At 44.1% G+C, this 19,858-nt stretch carries 17 protein-coding genes, 3 tRNA genes and 1 pseudogene; 11 read left to right on the top strand and 10 right to left on the bottom strand.

Annotation, left to right across the window (positions count from 1 at the left end; translation table 11 throughout):
• Positions 1-849: 849 nt before the first annotated feature.
• Positions 850-1,158: a hypothetical protein gene (locus UL82_RS00480; RefSeq protein ID WP_046438353.1), complete on the bottom strand. Its 309-nt coding sequence runs from the start codon at positions 1,156-1,158 to the stop codon at positions 850-852.
• A 720-nt stretch (positions 1,159-1,878) separates the two neighbouring features.
• On the opposite strand from UL82_RS00480, the gene UL82_RS00475 reads away from it, so the two are divergent.
• The 4 genes from UL82_RS00475 to UL82_RS00460 all read left to right on the top strand — a co-directional run bounded on the left by UL82_RS00475 (position 1,879) and on the right by UL82_RS00460 (position 4,084).
• Positions 1,879-2,442: a hypothetical protein gene (locus UL82_RS00475; RefSeq protein ID WP_046438352.1), complete on the top strand. Its 564-nt coding sequence runs from the start codon at positions 1,879-1,881 to the stop codon at positions 2,440-2,442.
• Positions 2,443-2,460: 18 nt separating this feature from the next.
• Positions 2,461-2,682: a hypothetical protein gene (locus tag UL82_RS00470; protein ID WP_046438350.1), complete on the top strand. Its 222-nt coding sequence runs from the start codon at positions 2,461-2,463 to the stop codon at positions 2,680-2,682.
• Positions 2,683-3,222: 540 nt separating this feature from the next.
• On the top strand, positions 3,223-3,753 hold the full coding sequence (locus UL82_RS00465; RefSeq protein ID WP_126363928.1) for a hypothetical protein: 531 nt from the start codon (positions 3,223-3,225) through the stop codon (positions 3,751-3,753).
• Positions 3,754-3,775: 22 nt separating this feature from the next.
• Positions 3,776-4,084: a hypothetical protein gene (locus UL82_RS00460; RefSeq protein ID WP_046438347.1), complete on the top strand. Its 309-nt coding sequence runs from the start codon at positions 3,776-3,778 to the stop codon at positions 4,082-4,084.
• Positions 4,085-4,195: 111 nt separating this feature from the next.
• Here the strand turns inward: UL82_RS00460 and UL82_RS00455 are convergent, their stop codons facing one another.
• The 3 genes from UL82_RS00455 to UL82_RS00445 form a co-directional block, all read right to left on the bottom strand.
• Complete coding sequence (locus UL82_RS00455) at positions 4,196-4,417, bottom strand: hypothetical protein (protein WP_126363925.1); 222 nt, start codon at positions 4,415-4,417, stop codon at positions 4,196-4,198.
• Between the two features lie 139 nt (positions 4,418-4,556).
• A tRNA-Arg gene (locus tag UL82_RS00450) sits at positions 4,557-4,632 on the bottom strand.
• A gap of 134 nt (positions 4,633-4,766) precedes the next feature.
• The gene (locus tag UL82_RS00445; protein WP_046438346.1) at positions 4,767-6,341 is read right to left on the bottom strand and encodes an SLC13 family permease; all 1,575 of its coding nucleotides are present in this window, start codon (positions 6,339-6,341) and stop codon (positions 4,767-4,769) included.
• A 574-nt stretch (positions 6,342-6,915) separates the two neighbouring features.
• On the opposite strand from UL82_RS00445, the gene UL82_RS00440 reads away from it, so the two are divergent.
• The 4 genes from UL82_RS00440 (at position 6,916) to UL82_RS00425 (ending at position 10,521) form a co-directional block, all read left to right on the top strand.
• Complete coding sequence (locus UL82_RS00440; RefSeq protein WP_046438345.1) at positions 6,916-7,785, top strand: DsbA family protein; 870 nt, start codon at positions 6,916-6,918, stop codon at positions 7,783-7,785.
• Between the two features lie 82 nt (positions 7,786-7,867).
• The gene (locus UL82_RS00435) at positions 7,868-8,686 is read left to right on the top strand and encodes a cytochrome c biogenesis CcdA family protein (protein ID WP_046438342.1); all 819 of its coding nucleotides are present in this window, start codon (positions 7,868-7,870) and stop codon (positions 8,684-8,686) included.
• 652 nt (positions 8,687-9,338) lie between these two features.
• Positions 9,339-9,926, top strand: coding sequence for a hypothetical protein (locus UL82_RS00430; RefSeq protein ID WP_046438341.1), 588 nt, complete (start codon positions 9,339-9,341; stop codon positions 9,924-9,926).
• Between the two features lie 268 nt (positions 9,927-10,194).
• Positions 10,195-10,521, top strand: coding sequence for a hypothetical protein (locus UL82_RS00425; RefSeq protein ID WP_126363922.1), 327 nt, complete (start codon positions 10,195-10,197; stop codon positions 10,519-10,521).
• Between the two features lie 411 nt (positions 10,522-10,932).
• Here the strand turns inward: UL82_RS00425 and UL82_RS00420 are convergent, their stop codons facing one another.
• The 4 genes from UL82_RS00420 to UL82_RS00405 all read right to left on the bottom strand — a co-directional run bounded on the left by UL82_RS00420 (position 10,933) and on the right by UL82_RS00405 (position 12,473).
• On the bottom strand, positions 10,933-11,274 hold the full coding sequence (locus UL82_RS00420; protein WP_046438338.1) for a hypothetical protein: 342 nt from the start codon (positions 11,272-11,274) through the stop codon (positions 10,933-10,935).
• Positions 11,275-11,467: 193 nt separating this feature from the next.
• Positions 11,468-11,812, bottom strand: a complete 345-nt coding sequence (locus UL82_RS00415) for a hypothetical protein (protein ID WP_046438336.1) — start codon at positions 11,810-11,812, stop codon at positions 11,468-11,470.
• Positions 11,813-12,261: 449 nt separating this feature from the next.
• A tRNA-Arg gene (locus UL82_RS00410) sits at positions 12,262-12,337 on the bottom strand.
• A gap of 47 nt (positions 12,338-12,384) precedes the next feature.
• Positions 12,385-12,473, bottom strand: a tRNA-Ser gene (locus tag UL82_RS00405).
• Between the two features lie 248 nt (positions 12,474-12,721).
• Between UL82_RS00405 and hisC the strand changes: the two are divergent.
• Positions 12,722-13,738 (top strand): annotated as a pseudogene (hisC, locus tag UL82_RS00400) (histidinol-phosphate transaminase); the annotation flags it as partial.
• A complete protein-coding gene (locus tag UL82_RS11300; protein ID WP_232009565.1) occupies positions 13,715-14,209 on the top strand; it encodes an ASCH domain-containing protein in 495 nt (164 codons plus the stop codon). The pseudogene hisC and the gene UL82_RS11300, both read left to right, overlap by 24 nt.
• A gap of 265 nt (positions 14,210-14,474) precedes the next feature.
• Here the strand turns inward: UL82_RS11300 and UL82_RS10985 are convergent, their stop codons facing one another.
• Positions 14,475-16,958 carry a DUF5979 domain-containing protein gene (locus UL82_RS10985; RefSeq protein WP_126363919.1) on the bottom strand — a complete coding sequence of 828 codons (2,484 nt, stop codon included), beginning with the start codon at positions 16,956-16,958 and terminating at the stop codon, positions 14,475-14,477.
• Between UL82_RS10985 and UL82_RS11125 the strand changes: the two genes are divergently transcribed.
• Positions 16,950-17,171 (top strand): hypothetical protein, encoded by a 222-nt coding sequence (locus UL82_RS11125; RefSeq protein WP_148668914.1) that lies wholly within the window; start codon positions 16,950-16,952, stop codon positions 17,169-17,171. The two genes, UL82_RS10985 and UL82_RS11125, sit on opposite strands and share 9 nt — an antisense overlap.
• A 168-nt stretch (positions 17,172-17,339) precedes the next feature.
• Here the strand turns inward: UL82_RS11125 and UL82_RS00390 are convergent, their stop codons facing one another.
• Positions 17,340-19,781, bottom strand: a complete 2,442-nt coding sequence (locus UL82_RS00390; protein ID WP_232009497.1) for a DUF5979 domain-containing protein — start codon at positions 19,779-19,781, stop codon at positions 17,340-17,342.
• Positions 19,782-19,858 lie beyond the last annotated feature (77 nt).

Genomic DNA, 19,858 nt, shown 5'->3' with positions numbered 1-19,858 from the left:
GTGCCCCCTCGCCACCAACTCCAATAAGTTGACAACCTATATAAGAACACCCCCGCTACGTATAAGAGACCTCAGTAAACATATACTGCGATCCGGTTTTTAATCATGTTCTCAAAAATGATTCGCTCCAGCCTTCTGATGCGTAGTTAGAATATTTTTCCCTACCAGCGATGTCTCAACCTATATTCGGCTACTGTTCGCAATTTATTCAAATATAAAGAATGAGGACATTCAGGTTTAAAGGAAAAGATAGGTGACAATCGAGTTAACGCCTCCGCTAAGGGGTTTATCACCAATACTCAAACATGAGCATCCCTGAAAACCACTCCATACGCACTTTATACAAGATAGTGCTCAACGAATCACATAAAACTTAAATACAACCGCTTAAAAACCAGTGACAGCCTACGCGCACAAAAAAGATGCAGGAAATAAATTATTCTGTAGATTCCTTCTTATCTTTTCTTTCCACAAATACGTAATCAATCCATGAAGGAAGATAAAGAACAATAGTTACAACAAGGCCAACCCACCAGAATCTGATTTCCCCAGTCGTCTTTGTTATCAAAATTGTAAAAGCAAATAATGTTACTAAAAATCCAGCTACACTACTTATTACTTTACGCATAATCTAAATTAAACACCCGACCTACTATACCCCTAACTCGAATTCTTAGTCATCCCATCAAGGTCTCCTGCCACCACAGCCCTCAGAGGGAAACATATAGTTACATACTTTTTATCCCATAGCAACAAAAAACTCTTACGATCCCAAGTACAAGGAATCGTAAGAGTAATAAAGCACAAACCAGCATCAGTAGCTAAAACCACTACACACTGGCACTATATTTAATCAAACGGAATTGAGTTATCGTCACCGTACTTTGATACATAAAGCTTATACGAAGCCTCATCTGCCAACTTCTTAAAATACTCAGCTCTAGCTGGATTAAAACCCTCTTGTAAGTGAATCAAATAATTCAAATCCACCGCAGTGTAATACTCACACAGGGAGCGTTGCTCCTCACCGTACTCACCAACGCACTCTTGAACGCCCTCATTCCAGTATTTCGAGAAATTCAGTTGAACCTCCCGACCGAATTCTTGGGGAGTGCGTGCTGCGTGTGCTGGAGCAATTGCAAATGTAGAGCCCGCCATTATGACAGCACTAGCTATAGCAAGGCTGATTTTTACGAATCTTCACAAGAAAATCCCCTTTTAAACCAAAAAACAGGATAAATGAATTAATAACCGCTCCAGTAGGAATCAAACCCCCAGCAAGACCACAAACCCACAAAATCTAAAGCTCCCTTTTTCCTCAGTTAAGACAAGCAGCGTTCACTTAGGTTTTTTCGTTAGCCTTTTTCGCTTCACCTAAACCCCTATCACCACATCATGATGGCAATCTGTTCGGTATTTGTTCGGGTCGAGAACCAACAAGATGCAACAACCTGCAACAACACAAGCACATACTTCACTGGCCAAAACAACATGAAATCCCTGGTAAAAATGGCTTCTACCAGGGGTTTTAATGGTGCGCCCGGAGGGATTCGAACCCCCAACCTTCTGATCCGTAGTCAAAAGGTTTACCCGCCCTACCAGCAGAAATGCTACCCATATTCGGTTTCTGTTCGGTATTAGATTCCGAACATCCCCAAAGATAACTTCTTATATTTGCCAACGATGGAGAAAAGTGCAAAAAATACTCTTCTCAACACATATACGACCACAACGCCATATCAACAAAAACCTCATATAAGTTTTCCGTTCTTCTCCTTAACCAATAACAAAACTACAAATATCCCTTGTAACACCAATAAGCACAACATATACTCAACCTAAATCGTTCATAAAGTCCCATATCATAAAGAGAAAATAGTGATCAGTTATCGGAAATTTTCTAAACTAATCGTTTCCTCTACCCTTGGATTCATCATCGCATGCAGTACAACCTTCCCAGCATCCGCGCAAAACTACACTGAAAGCAATACCACACAAAGCTCTCATGACAATGCATTGCTCGGCTCAGACGGACTAATCCGGAAAACTAGAAAAGTTGAAGATGCCGATATACAAGGACGAAAACTTGATCTGCAACCAGGGGACATAGTTAAAATCAGTGCAGACGGGCAACAAGCAGATATCATCAATTCAAAAGGAGAAGTCGTCGGTAGCTTCACTAGCCCAGGACTATATGACCATGACGGCAATAAGCTAGATACTCGTTTCGTTTATGACGATGAAATACTATCCCTTATAGAAGATGGTGCCTTATTTGTTGATGCGTGTGGAAAGTCTACACTTGGCAAATGGACTTATCGTGTCGGCGCGGCAGGTGTTTGTGGAGCTTTTGGTGCAGGAACCAGTGGGCTTGGAGGAGCTACGTGCGGCTTGGGATTCGCAGCATTAGAAGACCAAATCAACTTTGACAAGGTTTGCTAAAAAAGGGAAAACTTTCACATGTCCAAACTAACCTCACCAAAAAACATCATCAAAGGTTTTTCCTCAGTCTTATTAGGTGTATGGCTATACTGCCTTGTTGTAGCACCCATTTTTACCGAAGGAAGCTACTTAAACATCGTTTCGAACAAAGCTAGCACTATCGGGCTTGGATGGACCATCATTACCGTGTTTATCGCCGCAGTTTGGCTTTCTGCTATCTCTATCAAGAAAGATAAATAGCTTGTATTGCCACAATAGATAAACACAAAACTAAATCTAATTTACTCAGTGGCACATTAATAGGTTTGGTCATATTTTGACCAAATGGAATTTTTCCATTATCAGGCATGGTCCAAAGCCCTTCTATCCGTAATTAATACCTAATTAGGGTATCTCACCTGCTACTGGAATACATGAAAATTATAGTCAAATCTGTTCGGTATTTGTTCGGTTTGAGAACCAACAAGATGCAACGACCTGCAACAACACAAGCACATATTTCACTAACCAAAACAACACAAAACCCCAGCCCACACATATTGTGAGCTGGGGTTTTAATGGTGCGCCCGGAGGGATTCGAACCCCCAACCTTCTGATCCGTAGTCAAAAGGTTTACCCGCCCTACCAGCAGAAATAATACCTACGTTCGGTTTCTATTCGGTACTGAAAAAATGACCTCACCACAAAACAAGTCAATCACAGAACTAAATATCTAACCCAAAAATAAAAATATGAACAAAACCCTTGTGCAGCAAATCAACCAAAATTAAAGTAAGCCTTATGCCCTCAAAATTGATAAAAAGTATGGCCTCAGCAACAATATTAATCCCTCTTTGCTTGGGTTCCACTGTTGCTCAAGCTCAAGAACTACCAGAAAGCAACCATCCTACCACCAATTCTCATCGCGATATTTCCTCCCAACATGCATTCGTTTTTGAAGGGCCAGACGGAACACGCACATTTGATACAGAGCGATCCTTCATCGTCCCACGTCTACTCGACGGGGATAAGCTCAGTATCGATGGCAATGTAATCAACGTGCATAACATCGACGGACAGCTTGTTGCCAGCATCAAGGCTGATCTTCCTGAAGACTTTATCCTCCAAGAGGTTCCTAGAGGAATTATTGCTACAAATCCAAATGAAAATTTGTTTCGCGCACGCTGCATTGATAATAAATGGGTTTCGCTCGGTTTAAATATCACTGGCGACCTCCTTGTCTGTGCTCCCTTCGGGGCTGCAACCGGCGGAATAGGTGGTTTTGGTTGTAGTGCAGCTATAGGTGCCGGGGTTACCGCAATCAGTTGCTAAAACAAAGGCACACAAAACTACAATGAAGTTGACAGCTTTAATTAAAACACCCTATGGGATTGTTATGCCCATGGTGGCATATGCTGCAACCGTAGCCGCCTCTATAACCGCCGGTGCAGCAATAATGTCTATAAAATTTAGCTATCCGGAATGGATCTGGATACCGTTCTTTCTCGTTTCATGGGTTGCTGCTACTATATCGACACGTTTTTCTGCTACACCATCTTCCGAAGGAGCATGGGTAATTCAGAATAAAAAAGCCTTCACCCTTGCAGGTATAGGCGCTTTAATACTGACAGTTATTTTTGCCGCTGCACTAATCTTTAATTAAAATTTAGGCGACTATCGGACGCTGGCTAGGCTAAGAGGAAAAACTCGGTAACCTAAAATATAAAAATACCCCCCTTTAGCTGGTATAAACACCAGCTAAAGGGGGGTATTTTTATATTTTCAATAGTGCTTTGATCGCATCTAAATCAATATCATCTGGCCTAGGTGGTTTTGCACCACCATCTACCCAACGTATTAGCTGCTCTAAATGCGTTACTGTTGTTACCAAAGCCATATGCAGACCGTGATTGTCAGCTTCCGCATTGCGGCGTTTCGCGCGCTCATCATCAAGATCACTTTGTAGCTTGTCAAGGCGCGCTTCTAGGGCATCCATACGGCTTCCTTTTCTGTTCGGTTTTTGTTCGGGTCGAGAAATAACAAGATGCAACAACCTGCAACAACACAAGCACATACTTCACTGGCCAAAACAACATGAAACCCCTGGCAAAAATGGCTTCTACCAGGGGTTTTAATGGTGCGCCCGGAGGGATTCGAACCCCCAACCTTCTGATCCGTAGTCAGATGCTCTATCCGTTGAGCTACGGGCGCATTGTGGCACTGTGCGGTGCAACGAAGTGAAATGTTACCTCATACGGCGTATTTCACCAAATTAATTCTTACAACCGTCGCAAAGCATAAAAAGACTGAACCACAAAATTTTACCTTGTACTAACTACGAGGAGTTAAAACACCAAACCAAAAACGGGAACGGTCAAGAAGTAGGTGACAAGCGTAACCAGAATAATACCGACCAAATTCAGCCATAATCCACCTTTGACCATGTCCCCAATTTTTACATATCCCGAGCCAAAAGCAATCGCATTCGGCGGGGTGGCAACTGGCAACATAAAAGCACAGGTAGCAGAAAGCGCAACTGGGATAGTCAACAACAAAATGTTCTGGTCGCCATGAGTAGTCAGACCAATACCGATGGCAACGCCGGCCATAATCGGCAAGAAGGTAGCAGCTGTAGCCGTATTTGAAGTAAATTCAGTCAACAGGAGCACCAAACCAGTAATTACTGCAACAAGGACAAAAGTAGGTAGTGCATCAAGATTTTTTGCTAACTCGCCAATCCACAGCGATAACCCTGAGGTAGAAAACATTTTTGATAGCGCTAATCCACCACCGAAAAGCAGCAATACATCCCAGGGAAGTTCATTAGCAGTTTTCCAATCCATAAGGCGCACGCCGGTTTTAGTATCGGCAGGAATCATAAATAAAAGTAGTGCAGCAACAATGCCAATTAATGCATCATCAACTTTGATTGACCAGCCCGCCCACTGCACAATTAGTGGAACAAAAACCCAGCTTAATGCGGCCAGGATGAAGATCACTGCCGTAGCTGCCTCGCCAAAGCCCATACGTCCCATCTTGTCGAGTTCCCCGCGAATCATTTCCCGCCCACCAGGAATATCATCGACTTCAGGTTTAAATATAGTTACCAAAATCGCCCAGGCAATCGTCATAAACACCACGGCCAGCGGCACACCAACTAGCATCCACTGCCCGAAACCAATATTGATGTCATGGTTATCCTTCATATAGGCAACCAATAAAGCATTTGGCGGGGTACCAATAATAGTTCCCAAAGAGCCTATCGACGCTGCATAAGCGATCGCCAGCATCAGCCCAGTAGCGAATTTCTTCTGGTTACGCATTCCACCTACTGATTCCGCAGTCAGTTGCAACACAGAAACACCAATCGGAAGCATCACTACGGCGGTTGCGGTATTCGATACCCACATCGATAAAAAGCCTGTTGCCAGCATAAATCCTGCGATAAGTTGCTTAGGTTTTGTACCAACCATAAGCACAACAGCTAATGCTAATCGACGGTGTAAGTTCCAGCGTTGCATACCTAAAGCCAGGATAAACCCACCCATAAACAAGAAAATCGTCGAGGATGCATAAGGTGCGGCAATATTGCTAAAAGAAATCACCTGAAAAAGAGGGAATGCAGCTAATGGCACTAATGCCGTGGACGCCAAGGGGATTGCCTCAGTCATCCACCACGCTCCCATAAGCACAGCAATAGCTGCAGTAATCCGCAAGGATGCATGGTTTGTTTCCAACTCTGGGTCGGCACTAAGAACCGTATCTACTGCCGAAGCAGGAAAAATAAAATAAATCAGTACCGCCAGGGCAATACCGACAATCAGGCCGGTTATTTGACGACGAGATTCCGACTGATCCCGCACCTCAGCGTCTTCAGCAAGAGAATGGGACGAAGATTCATGGGTAATAGGAGTACTCATGGTGTCCTTTCTGAATTTATCTAAACGTTAAGAGCGGGGCACATTTCACACAGCTACAACAAAATCCGAGTGGGTTTTTAGAAAAATATTTGAACGGCAGGTTTCCACCGGCCTTATCACTTAACTAAAAGTCAACCAGAATAATGATGTGCATTACCCTACCGATTAGCTAGCCAATAACCTACCCATTTTGGGGGTCAATACTCCGCACCATAAAGAAAAAAGTGAGAAATATGCAGTTCATTGGCTTTTTTAATAACTAAAGAAGGAACAATAAATTAACCTCTTTAAGGGGTAATGTTTTTAACATTGGGGACCAACCCATCCATATCACCCCACCCCCGTACCCCACCTCTCAATGAACCTGTCATCATGTTTGACATCACACCAATTAAATATGTTATGGATGTTATAGGTGCCCGCAGCTAGGACTTTTACCCTTTATTGCCATTTTAGGGACAAAAATACCGTCACAATATCATTCGATTCTTTTTGACATGTCACCTAAAATGCAGCCATGTCTTCAAGGAACTCTGCGAACAAACCCTCAGCGCTTTCCACGATATCTCCAATAATGTGGGCGCTGGTAACAGTTATTGTCTTACTCGCTCTCGCCGTTGGTTATTTGCTCGGTGAACGTGGTACCGATCAAACTGCTTCCGGAACAAATACGGCCACCAGTGCTAATAATGCAGTAGCCTCGCCTACTGCTGAAGCTGACACCGTTGCCGCAATGAACGAAGATGATATTGCCACGCTTGCTGCCAAGGCCACCCCTGGTACACAATTTAGTGATGGAACCGGAAATGCTCAGGTCTTTGGTCCATCCGGCGAGATCACTTCCCAAGATGATGTGCTTAAAGTACACCGTCGCAGCATGAGCGACCCCTTTGGCATTGGCGCACTTGATGCTCCCGTGGTGATCTCAGAATTTTCTGACTTCGAGTGCCCATTCTGCTCCCGCCACCAAAACCAGACCCACCCCACCATTATGGCTAAGTACGTTAACACTGGCCTAGTACGCGTGGAATGGAACGATCTACCAGTCAACGGACCCAATGCAGTTGAGGCAGCAAAAGCTGGACGCGCAGCTGCCGCACAAGGTAAATTCCACGAATACAAAGCAGCCCTCTACAAAGCGTCGCAAAGCGTTAATGGGCATCCGCACTTTACTATCGACGATTTTGTGGGCTTCGCACAGCAAGCTGGCGTACCTGATATTGAGCGTTTCCGCACCGAAGCAACCAATGGAACCTACGACCAAGCCGTTATGCAGGCCAGCCAATACGCCACCGGAATTGGTTTAACCGGAACCCCAAGCTTTTTTGTTGGCGACCAATTCGTTTCTGGTGCACAGCCACTAGAAGTATTTGAAGAAATTATCCAGCAGCAATTAGCCAAGGTTGCCAATGGTGAAATCGAGGTGCCAGCTGCGAATGCATAACACTCCGCACTGGTTAGCAATCCTATTTATCGTTTTAGTAGTGCTCACTGCGGCATTACTTGGTTACGCCCTAGGAGGATAAATGCTTTCTGTCGGCCTTATTGGCGCCTTCGCAGCAGGTGTGCTCACCCTGATTAGCCCCTGCTCCGCTCTCTTGGTGCCTGCGTTTTTCGCCTATGCGTTCTCATCAATTAAAGAACTTACCGCCAAAACATTTGTCTTTTTCCTTGGACTCTGTTCGACACTGGTACCCATTGGCACCGGCCTAGCCACCTGGCTAGCTAGTAACCGTGACCAGGCGATTCTTATTGGCGGCTGGTTGATTATCATCTTAGGTATTATCAGCTTCTTCGGCGGCGGATTCCGTATTCCATTCCTGGCGAACCTCTCTTCACGAGTACGCGGCCAGGGCGTTATCCCCGTCTTTTTCCTCGGCGCAGTCTATGGGTTCGCAGGTTTCTGCGCCGGACCACTACTAGGCGCAGTACTAACAACTGCCGCAGTCTCTGGCTCCACCGCATATGGCGCACTCATTATGACTGCCTACGCTGCCGGTATGGCACTGCCACTATTTTTGTTAGCACTACTATGGGATCGTTTCGAGCTCGGCCAAAAATCCTGGCTGCGCGGTAAAGAAATTCAGCTCGGCCCACTGCGTACCAATACCTTATCTATGGCAGCCGGCGTCATCTTTGTCCTCATTGGTTGGCTTTTCATCACCAGCTATGGTTCCGCCTCTTTACCAACCCTGCTCAACACTGATACCCAATTCTCTATCCAGTCTTGGGCACAGAGTAGACTCGGTGCTGTCTCAGATAGGTGGGTGCTTTTTACTGCTTCCCTCTTTGCGACGATCCTTGTCGGCATTAAAGCGTCTCGGACAAAAGTTCCACAAGCTTAACCCATCCGACATAGCTAAACCCCAGTCCACATGCACTGTGAACTGGGGTTTTAACTATTTTTTCGAAGAACAAGTTATGCCTTGAATCTTGCCACTAAAAAGTGGTTGACGCTAAAACACTTGTCTCTATCAAAAATTATTTCTTGATAAAAACCACACAATAGGGTTTCTCATATCGCAGGTATAAATCTCGTCGAAAAGCTTGCTGCAAGCCCTAGATCAACCATACAGAGCATCCACATTCAATGTGTTAAAAACTACTTAATAAAATAATAAAACCACACTATTATAACCTTAGTGTTTGATTAAAACAGAGGTCACCACATTCCAACTAGACCTCATTAAAACCTTATCCCAAGCGGTAGCACTGGTAGCTGTATTACTCCAAGTACGAGGAAAAATAATGAAACGCCTAATCCTAAAAACATAAGTAGTACACCAGTTAAAAAATACAATGCAGATTAAATGCATAGTAAAAGTGCACGACCAGGATCGTCGGCATCGGTAATACGTAACGGGTGGTGTGCTAGCGGATTATTGCCACGCGTATTGGTCTACGCAATAAACAATAATTTTCTTTAACTCCCTTCCAGTTAAGGCTTGCTTTTCAAAGTTTTTAGCAAGCCTTTCCTAGATATAGGAACTCTTACTTATGAAAACTCAACGACTACTACCTCTCTGCGCGATCATTGCCATCGGATACGCATTCACTCACCTAACTCTTTTCGGCATACTTGAAGGGAAAGCAGATACCTTACTATTTTTCCGCAACTTATCGGGAAAAATTCTAGGATCAAATATTCTCTGGGCAAGCTGTGCTTTTTGGGCAGGAAAATCAAACCTTTGGGGTGAAAAAACAAAACTACGACGCCCACTACATGCAGCTTTAGCCGGAGCAGGCATCTTATTTTTCATGCTGATAATCCACTACATCGCATGTGTAATTTTAGGAGTTTATGGCCTAAATATTTTTTCAAACGATTTCCTCTGGTTTATCGTTGCTCTTATTTTCGGACCAATCTTTGGCCTATTAGGGTTCTTTTCTCAAAAAATACCCAAAATCGAGCTCATTATTCCGCTTCTTTTTATCGCCGAACCATTCCTACGTGGATACCTTCCAGTCCGAACCGACCTACCATGGCCTACGTATCTAGCCGATCTCATCGCTAGTGTGCTATTGATCATTATTGGTCTTGTGCTTGCAATCGTATTTTTACGAAAAAATAAACGCCAAGCTTAGCTGTAGGCTCGGTAAACTAGAGCTAATCCTCAAGGCTCACCCTATCTGCACGTCACCATTGTAAAAATAAACTAATCCGGTATCTACTAGGACAAAGTGCACTACTTATGAGAAGGGTTTTACCTCCACCCCCGATGAAATCGAAACACATACTAAAATCGGGCTTATCATGCGCGTAATTAAAGAATAGTTATGCTTTTTCGGCGTAGTGGTATTTATGCTTGTCTTTCCACTAGTACCGGCTTTTATCGGAATATTTCTACTCCACGTGGCTGACGGATTACATTCCATAACGTTGCCAGTAGCAATCATATGGTGCATATGGATGTGGCTAGTAGCTTTTCTCCTAGACTTACTACTCAAATTCTTTTTTGGTTGGATACTTATTGGGTTAAGATTTCCAGCCAAAAATCTTGAACACTACAAAAAGATAGTAGAATATGCCACAGCTACCGCAATATTTTTTATTGTTGCATTATCTTATACCGCCGTAGCAACAGGAGCAGTACATGCATTACTTGCTGCAGCTGTTTATATTGCATCAGCACATGTTTTATCGCAAATATTTGATCACCATCAAATAATTTCTAGGTAACGCCTACGCCTAGAACTCATAAAAAGGACGCTTTTTCTCAATAAACCAAACTTGGAAAAACGCTTTTTACCCTTATTTTCCTTAAAAATACCTCGTTTATTAGCGGCTACAAATCAGACTACATCTTCGGTACCACCCGAAGAGATTCAAAATCCCAACCTTATAATCCCTAGTCAAGATATTTCCTTGCCCTACTAGCAATAACTCAACCTATGTTCGGCCCTTGTTCGAGACCAAAACCAACCACAGAACTAAATACCTAGCCCCAAAAACACCACCGTATTAACTGATTGCAATCACAACCACAAGATACAAAAGATTTACCTAAAATACTCACGGCGTATCAAAGCAAACAAACTTCCCACTATTTAGCCCATATTTATGCATACGCCACTACCTGTTATGCCTCAATTACATGTCTGAATCATCGACCTTGGCAACTCTTTGTTTTTTGACTATAAAAATATTCATTAAAGAATAGAAATAAGGCATCATCCCAACCCAATTATCAAATATTAAGATGATGAAAAAACCCAAAACTAAAAAAATAATCTCGGTTGCTAATTCCGCTTTCAAGGCTCCAGTCATTTTTTCACTGGCACACTTGAAATGCTGGATATACATTGCCAATATAAGGTCAATCGTCGACATCGTTACAAGGATAAGTGCTGCTTCCCGAGTCCAAAAAAGCACACTAAGAAATGCTAATACCAACAGAAATGCTGAGAGCATAGCCAAAATCTTTACCTGCACCAGTTCCCCCTAACTCTTAATATAATTAAGACACCAAAATCTCTTGCCGCCGGTGCGAAACATGAAATCGCACACTAACTAGCCTCATAACAACAAAAAACTCTTACGATCCCAAGCGAAGGAATCATAAGAGCATAAATAACACAGATCAAAGACCGTAGCCAAAACTAAAAAACCGGCATTAACTTAAGCGTTAAAGAGTCTCACTCTCCACACCATACTTTGATTCATAAAGCTTCTTTGCAACCTTGTCCACCAAAGACTTAAAGTACTCAGCTTTAGCCTGATGACGGCTATCATCCACATAGATCTGATAGTTCAAAGACACCGTTGTGTAGTACTGGCAGAGGGAACGCTGTTCCTCACCGTACTCACCAACACACCATTGAACACCCCCATCCCAGTATTGCGAAAAATTACGTTGAATATTCTCTGCTAAATTCTCAGGAGTGAAAGCCTGTACTGGAGCAATTGCAACCGCAGAACCTGCCATCATAAGAGCACTAACAATAGCAAGACTGATTTTACGAATCTTCATAAGAAAATCCCCTTTTAAAACCGAGAAATAGGAAAACAAATAAATGAATAACTGCTCTAGTAGGAACAATGTGAAACACTACAGCGCTTTCCGCAAAACTAAAATTTTTCTAAGAAAAATCTAATAGAAGATTAAAAGTAAAATCCAGCACAGTTATCTACCTGTGTGAGAACCAGGAACAAAACCTCTACTGAGGTTAAAACTTCACAAAACCTAAAAGCTGCCCTTTTTAGCTAAAAAGCAACACAAAAAGCGTTCACTAAATTTTTTTAATTAACCTTTCGTTTTATCTAGACCTGTCTCACCACAACATGATGACAGTTTGTTCGGTTTCTGTTCGGTATTTGTTCGGTTTGAGAACCGACAACCTGCAACAACACAAGCACATACTTCACTGGCCAAAACAACACGAAACCCCCGGTAAAAATGGCTTCTACCAGGGGTTTTAATGGTGCGCCCGGAGGGATTCGAACCCCCAACCTTCTGATCCGTAGTCAGATGCTCTATCCGTTGAGCTACGGGCGCAAATTTCACCAGGCCCGGTGAAATAGCTTCCACCTAAGTGGAAGGAGCGGAGACGAGAGGATTTGAACCTCCGGACCTGCGCAAACAAGTCAACTCCTTAGCAGGGAGCCCCATTCGGCCGCTCTGGCACGTCTCCAGCGCTGGAAACCAGCGCTACATAGATTACCTTGCTAACCAGTTAAGGGCAAATACCCAGTAAAAGCACCTACCCCATATACTTTTTCAATCAAGCTAAATTGGGATAAACCTATAGCCTGACCACACTTTTTACCAGCACCACCCCTGGCATAACCAAGACTAAAAAACGAGAGATTCTCTTCATAGCAGCAATAACAATTACTTATTCCTCTTACTTAGTAGTAAGCAAACGTCTAGACTAGGTGCATGATCCGCAATGACCTGGACTCTTTGCCTAGTTACGTCCCTGGCAAGCGCAATGAGAACTTACTTAAACTTTCTTCAAATGAAAGCTCATTTGATCCTTTGCCTAGCGTACTGGCGGCAATAGATAAAGCGTCGAAAAGCATAAACCGTTACCCAGATATGGCAGCAACTGAACTGCGCACCGCACTTGCTGACCATCTCCAACTCGACTTTGAGCAGGTAGCGGTGGGCTGTGGATCTTCTGCTTTATGCCAGCAAGCAGTACAGATTACTGCCGGAGTAGGCGATGAGGTTATTTTCCCGTGGCGCAGTTTCGAGGCTTACCCAATCTTCGTACAAATCACTGGTGCTACTGCGGTTCCTATTCCACTAACCGGGGATAACAAAAATGATCTCAAGGCAATGGCCGCGGCAATCACTAAACGTACGCGGCTTATTTTTGTCTGTAACCCAAATAATCCCACGGGAACCATTGTGTCCAAGCAAGATTTTCTGGATTTCATGGCAGCCGTACCTAAAAATGTGTTAGTTGTTCTCGACGAGGCCTATATCGAATACGTACGTGATCTAGATACACCATTAGCTCCCGAACTAGTATCCCACTATGACAATCTCATCGGGCTACGCACATTCTCCAAAGCCTACGGGCTAGCTGGTCTACGCGTAGGCTACGCCTTTGGCAATCCACGTATTATTGAAGCACTAAATAAAGTCGCGGTACCCTTTTCCGTAAATGCGCTCGCTCAAGCAGCTGCCCTAGCTTCCCTATCTGCGCCCGCTCGCCAAGAGTTTCTCAGCCGCACCGAGCAAACAGTTACCGCCCGAGAACTCGTTGCTCATGTAGTAGGAGCAGCTCACAGCCAAGCCAATTTCGTCTGGATACCAGGTACTGATGCATTCGAGCGCGCAGAACTTTTATCCCACAAAGGCATTCTTACGAGAGCTTTTAACGACGGGTTACGGATAACTGTTACCACCAATAAAGAAGCTAACATGCTTATCGACGCTTGGAATGCCGACATAATCAATGATTTCTACACCCAAGCACGTGCAACCAATCCACAACTTCCCATAGAAACCCCACAAACCTGGTCTTTTGGCAGCGATCACAACCATGCCGATGAGCTTGCTGCTCTTGTAGCAGCCGGCAAGAAAACTGCTACCGCCTCTGCTTTATGGGATTATGAACACGAAAATGAACCACTTCCTGAACTTGATGAGCTCAGCATTATTACCGACGGTCGCTCCCGTCCGGTAGCACTCATTCGCACCACCAATATTGTGATTCGACGCTTCTGCGATATTGACGAACATTTTGCACGTGCCGAAGGCGAGGGCGATCTCAGCCTAGAATACTGGCGAAAGACTCATGAAAATTTCTGGCGCCGCCATATGACCGATCCACGCGGGTTCCAAATAGATATGCCAGTTCTCTGCGAAGAATTCGAAGTAGTTTTTAGCCTAAACAATGTTGCTAAAAATTCTTAATCGACAGCAATGCGGTAATTATGAATAAACAAACCCCAGGAGTGTAACTGTCCTGGGGTTTGCTCATAGGAAGATAAACCTAGTCAAAAAGGGTTACATATGTGTGCGTGCGTACATGTGCGTGTGACTTCCAAAATAAAAACTGAATAAACCAGCGCAACATATGACATACCTCTATAAAAAGTGGCTTTCTTATCCTTACTCATATTGAAGGGCAAGAAAGCCACAAAAGCGTTTTAAGGCTTAGCTCACATGTTTGTGCAGGTTAGTTGTTCTTATTCAACCGACCACGATAGGTAATAAACCCACCGACTGCAGCAAGAAGAACCGCTACAAGTACTAACCAGATGACAGAAGCACCAGTATTAGCTAACCCTTTACCCTTATTCGTTTGGCTAGGGGCAGCAGCAGTGGTGTTCTTGCCACTGTTTTGCTGTGGCTGGGCAGTATTGTTGCCACCGTGGTGTGGTGCGGTGGTCACGCCTGGGGCAGGGCTATTGTTTCCACCATTCGGAGCAGGCACCGGTGCTGGTGCCGGTGCTGGTGCCGGTGCTGGTGCTGGTGGGAATGGTGCCGGAGGAACCGGAATAGGAATCGGGATTGGAATAATCGGCGGGAACTTAGATGTTGTGGTTGGAACAATCGGCTCAGTAGATGAGGTCGTTGTGGTTGGCTTTGATGACGAGGTGCTAGAAGCAGACGTTGTAGGCTTTACCGACGAAGACGTAGACGTTGTTGGTGTCACACTTGACGTTGCCGAGGTTGTTGGTGCTGGACGTGTTGTCGACGAAGACGTAGTAGTTGTTGTTGGCGCAGCAGAAGACGAAGTAGTCGTTGGTGCCGGCTTATCATCCTTGGTGTAGGTATTAACAGCCTTGACTACAAGTGGTTTTTCGCTTTCCTTATCACGTGGGCTAATAACAACTGCACCGTTTTCGGCTGCTTTTTCCTCATCATTAGTAAACCATTGAAGAGAATGGGTAAAGCCCTCAATATTTGAGTTCTTCTCTTTTACACGGCACTGGGAATCTAATGGAAGATCAGGAACTGTAAAAGTTTCCCCGTCTTTAAGCAAAGTACTACCACCAGCAACTAACTTGTTATCACTGCTATAGCACTGCCAGCTGAAATCAAACTTCTCTTCGGTCTTTGTGCCTTTAACTTCCTTCTTTAAAATGAACTCACCAATCGCAGACTTAGCAGTATATTCATTTTGAGCAATGAAATTAAACTTCTCATTTTGCTTCAAAGTGAATTGCACCTGAGATTCACCGATAAGTTTCAGGTTCTCAGGGTTACCGAGATAGTGAGCAGCAAACTGATGCGCAAAACCAGGAACCTGTGCACTGTTTTTATCCTCAGTCACAGTACACTCAGTGTTGAGCGGGAAATTCTCACTATTGAAACGACCATTAGCTTCCAGATCGAAGGTTCCATTGTGCTTTTTCTTATCTGGTGTGGTGCATTCCCACGTGAAGGTGAATTTCTTGTTTTCTTGCTTTAGTTTCTCAACGAGTTTTTGGGTTGCCAGATAGTCTTGGTTACCTTTGTCATCTTTAACTAAAACTGGTTTAAAGACCATAAAACTTGGCTGTGCAACCTTGCTATAAAAGTTCGTTGCGGTAAGAGTAAGTTCTTTTGCATCTTTTTTACGCGGAGTGACCGTGAAATCAGAACCATCTGGGCTTTTCTCGCCATTGGTTGACCAGGTTAATTCATGACTATAACCTTCAATAGTCGGATCCTTTTCGGACACCGTGCAGGAAGATTCCAGAGGTAGGTTTTCTACTACGACTTTCTTACCGGCTTGCAGCTTTTTAACGCCTTCGGTGACTTCCCCATTGTTGTCGACGCATTTCCAGGTGAACTCAAATTCTTTTTGGGTATCAACACCTTCAACCTTCTTTTCTAAGGTGAACTGACCTAGTTCTTCTTCAGGAGCGAGAGTGTACTCATTTTGAGCAATGAACTTAAATTCATCCTCGGATTTAAGAGTGAACTCTACCGTGTATAGGCCAGTCTGTTTGATGTTGCTGGTGTTACCCAAAGCATATACAACCAGGTCATTATGGAACCCCTTAATATATGCTGATTCAACATCCTCGGTGACAGTACACTTTGAACCCACAGGAATATCATTAGTTGTTCGCTGGGTATTATTTGGAATTTCAAGAGTACCGGTGTGCTTTGTGTTATCTGGATCAATGCATTCCCAATTGAAATTAAATTCTTTATCCGCCGATATCAGCACGTTCGGGGAATTTCCAGCCTCATCTTTTTTGATAACGGCGCGTTTGTACACCGTGAAACTTGCCAGGCCTTCAGATTCCGCGGGCACTGGGAGGTTTTCGTCATGTTGTGCAGGCGCAGGCTCAACCAAGTCCTGCCCAACAACAGGAATGTCTTCCCCAGCGTTTTCTTCTATGCCTAGAGCACCTTTCACAGCAGTGATAACCTGCTCAAGCAAAGAAGACTCTTCTACCGGAGTCTCTTCCACCTGGTGAGATACTACTTGTGCATCCTGTGGTGTTTGCCCACCTAGGTTATCAACACCATCACTACCGGTAGCATCAACGGTAGAAACCTGTGCATCAACAACAGGGGCGGCTTCTTGCGCAGTCGCAGTCAACAACACACGAGTCGAAAACGGAACAAGAGCAGCAACAAGAAAAACAACCGATAGCACAACAAGCCACGGGTTTTTCAACACACCTCTACCTACTCGAAATTCTCTATGAGAATGATTCATATTGTTTTTTCCATCTCTTTTTATCTTCCTAAAGAACAAAAAGACACCACACCCCTCATTCTTTTAGAAAACAAGCATGCAAAAAACAAACATGAGGCAGATAAAAGTGAGGGGAAAAACAAAAAACCTAGTTCATTAAGGAAAGAACTAAGCTTTTTGTGTCGATATCTTGCCACCACAATATTACTAAGAACAGGCTTACACAAAATTTAAATAACTATAAAACAAACAAAAAAACAAAAACCCTTACCCACACAAACAGAAAAACCCCTCTTTTTGTTTTTCTTTGAGAGTGTGCTTCTTCAAGAAAACAAAAAGAGGGGGTTGAGCTATTTATCTGTGATCAATCGTGTTTGAGCAACACGATTGATCTAAGAAGTATTAGCTTCTTCTCCTACCACGTGTGTAGAAGACGATAAGACCACCAATCATGGCTAGAAGTAGTGCTAACAGTGCTATCAGGTTCACTGAGGCACCGGTATTAGCAAGACCACTTCTACCTGTACCTGGTTGAGTCTTACCTGATGGTGCAGGTGTAGATGATTGTGTCACAGGTGTTGATGGTACAGGTGGTGTCACCTGGGTTGTTACCGGTGGAACAGGTTGTGGTGCCGGTGGGATTGGTATCGGGATAGGGATTGGAATGATCGGTGGAACCTGATGCGTCGTAGTTGGCACAATAGGCTCCGACGACGTGGTAGTCGTAGTCGTTGGTGTTGACGACGATGTGGTTGGCACCGGTTGCGTAGTCGAGGTGGTAGGAACAGGTTCCGTGGTCGTTGTTGTAGACGACGTAGTCGGAGCTGGCTCTGTAGTTGTCGTTGTCGCAGTCGTAGGCGTTGGCTCTGTGGTAGGAATCATCGTAGACGACGAGGTGGTCGGTGTCGGCTCAGTAGTTGTCGTTGTCTCCGTTGTTGGAGCAGGTTCCGTTGTTGTAGTCGTCTCTGTTGTCGGTGGTACCGGTTCTGTAGTTGTTTCCGTTGTTGGTGGAACCGGAGGCACAACAGGGGTGTACTCATTTATCGCAGTAACGATCAAAGGTTCTGCGGCATCCTTTGAACGTGGAATCACCTCGATCGGATCCTCAGACTTTGGCTCACCATTGATTAACCACTTCAGACTATGGGTATAGCCTTCTATCTGCTGAATATCGGTTTCTTTGATCGTGCAATAAGAGTCTAGGGGAAGGTCATCGATGACAGTTCCCTTACCGTTGCCAAGTTTTACTCGACCTTCTTTAGCTATTTTGTTGTCTGGAGTGGTGCACTTCCAATCGAAGGTAAACTCCTTGCCCTTTAAGGCTTTTCGAGCATCCTGATCTTTAACTTCTTTGAATAGCGTAAATTGCCCACGCTCAGACTCAAACTTGTTGGTAACAACAACATGGATGGCTTCCTGGAATTTATCATCGACGGTAAACTCAATCTCTGAGCCGGAACGAATACTTTTAACACCTGTTTTATGGCCAAACGCCACCCAGGATACAGTGAGCTTTCTACCCTTTTTTTGAGCCTCGGATACGTTTTCCTTGACAGTGCATATCCAACCTTTTTCAAGGTTGTCGATATGTCTGAACTCCTCATCTTTGATGCTAGTTGATCCCTTTTGTTGAGTTTTCCCTTGAGGGTCTTTGCATTCGTAATCGAATTTATAATCCTGCTTTTTATCCTCTTCGGTTCCTAGAACGATTTTCTCAACGGTGAAACCACCTTTACGCCCAAATCCTAAACCACCTGCGGTAGGGAAACGAACATGTCCCTGGACTTCTTTGCTATCGATCGTAGCTTTGTTCGTTACGATACTGCCTGGCTGAGGCTTCTGCTCTGTATAAGCTGTCAAGGTAAGCACAGGAGCAGCAGCTTCAGATAAACCATAGGGGAATGTAACAGAAACCTGGTTCTCACTACATCTCAGCTCGTAGAGATAGGTATTTTGTTGGTTAAAGCCATCATCTTGGGTTACATCTGTGAAACCATATCGAGTTCCTCCGCCAACTTGACCATTAGCAGCATAGATGGCATGGCGATAAGATTCTATCTTCCCCTGAGCGTTCTTTACGAAAGAAGAGACATATACCGGAGCATAACCATCGGCATATTTGCCGCTGCAAGCAAACTTCCAGTTTTTTGGAGCGGTATCAGTAACTACAACTCTGCGGCCAGTAGCTTCGTTTTGATGTTTTTTAGGGTCGATACCTACCGACCACTGGATAGTATGAACCTTATTTTTTTCATCGTAACCACGGTATTCACCAATCTTGGAATCATCGTGAAATTCTCCGCCTTCGCGTTTTTCGAACTTTCCAGATAGACGTCCACTACCGCAGCCAGTAAAATCTAACTGACCATTAAAGGAACTACTTGTGTTCCATGCTACAGCAAGGAAAACTTTACCTTGAACGTCGAAATGGCGCTCTTGAAAACCAGTTAAGGTAACAATAAATTTATTACCAACCCATTCACCAGTGGCAACAATTTCGCCGTTATAATTTTTAAGAGCAATTGAGCCAGTATTAATGGCCTTTAATTGTGGGGGAAGGTCAAATTCGAATTTGTCTCCGGCTTTAGCGTCTGGTTCGGCCTTCCAATCGAATTCAACTTCAGCGAAACCACTAGGACCTACATAAGTGTTACCTTGAACGTTAGGGCTATCATCTTTCCACTTGATGTTTTCCCATCGCCCACCTGTACATTCTGATTTTGCCGGTGCTTCCTGCGCTGCGGCATGTGGTGTGTAGTGGGTGGCAAGAGGAATAGAGCTTGCTACAAGAAGCAACACAAAAAGCACCACCAACCAAGGATTCTTTACAACACCCTTAGACATAGTGCGCTTTATAACTGATATATTCATATTCTTTTTTCCGTACCCACTACCTAGATGAGTCATCAAGGGGGTGAGTA

This window comes from Corynebacterium kutscheri (assembly GCF_000980835.1).
GTDB lineage: Bacteria > Actinomycetota > Actinomycetes > Mycobacteriales > Mycobacteriaceae > Corynebacterium > Corynebacterium kutscheri.
The sequence above is the reverse complement of the archived record's forward strand: the minus strand, read 5'-3'. Positions and strand labels throughout refer to the sequence as shown.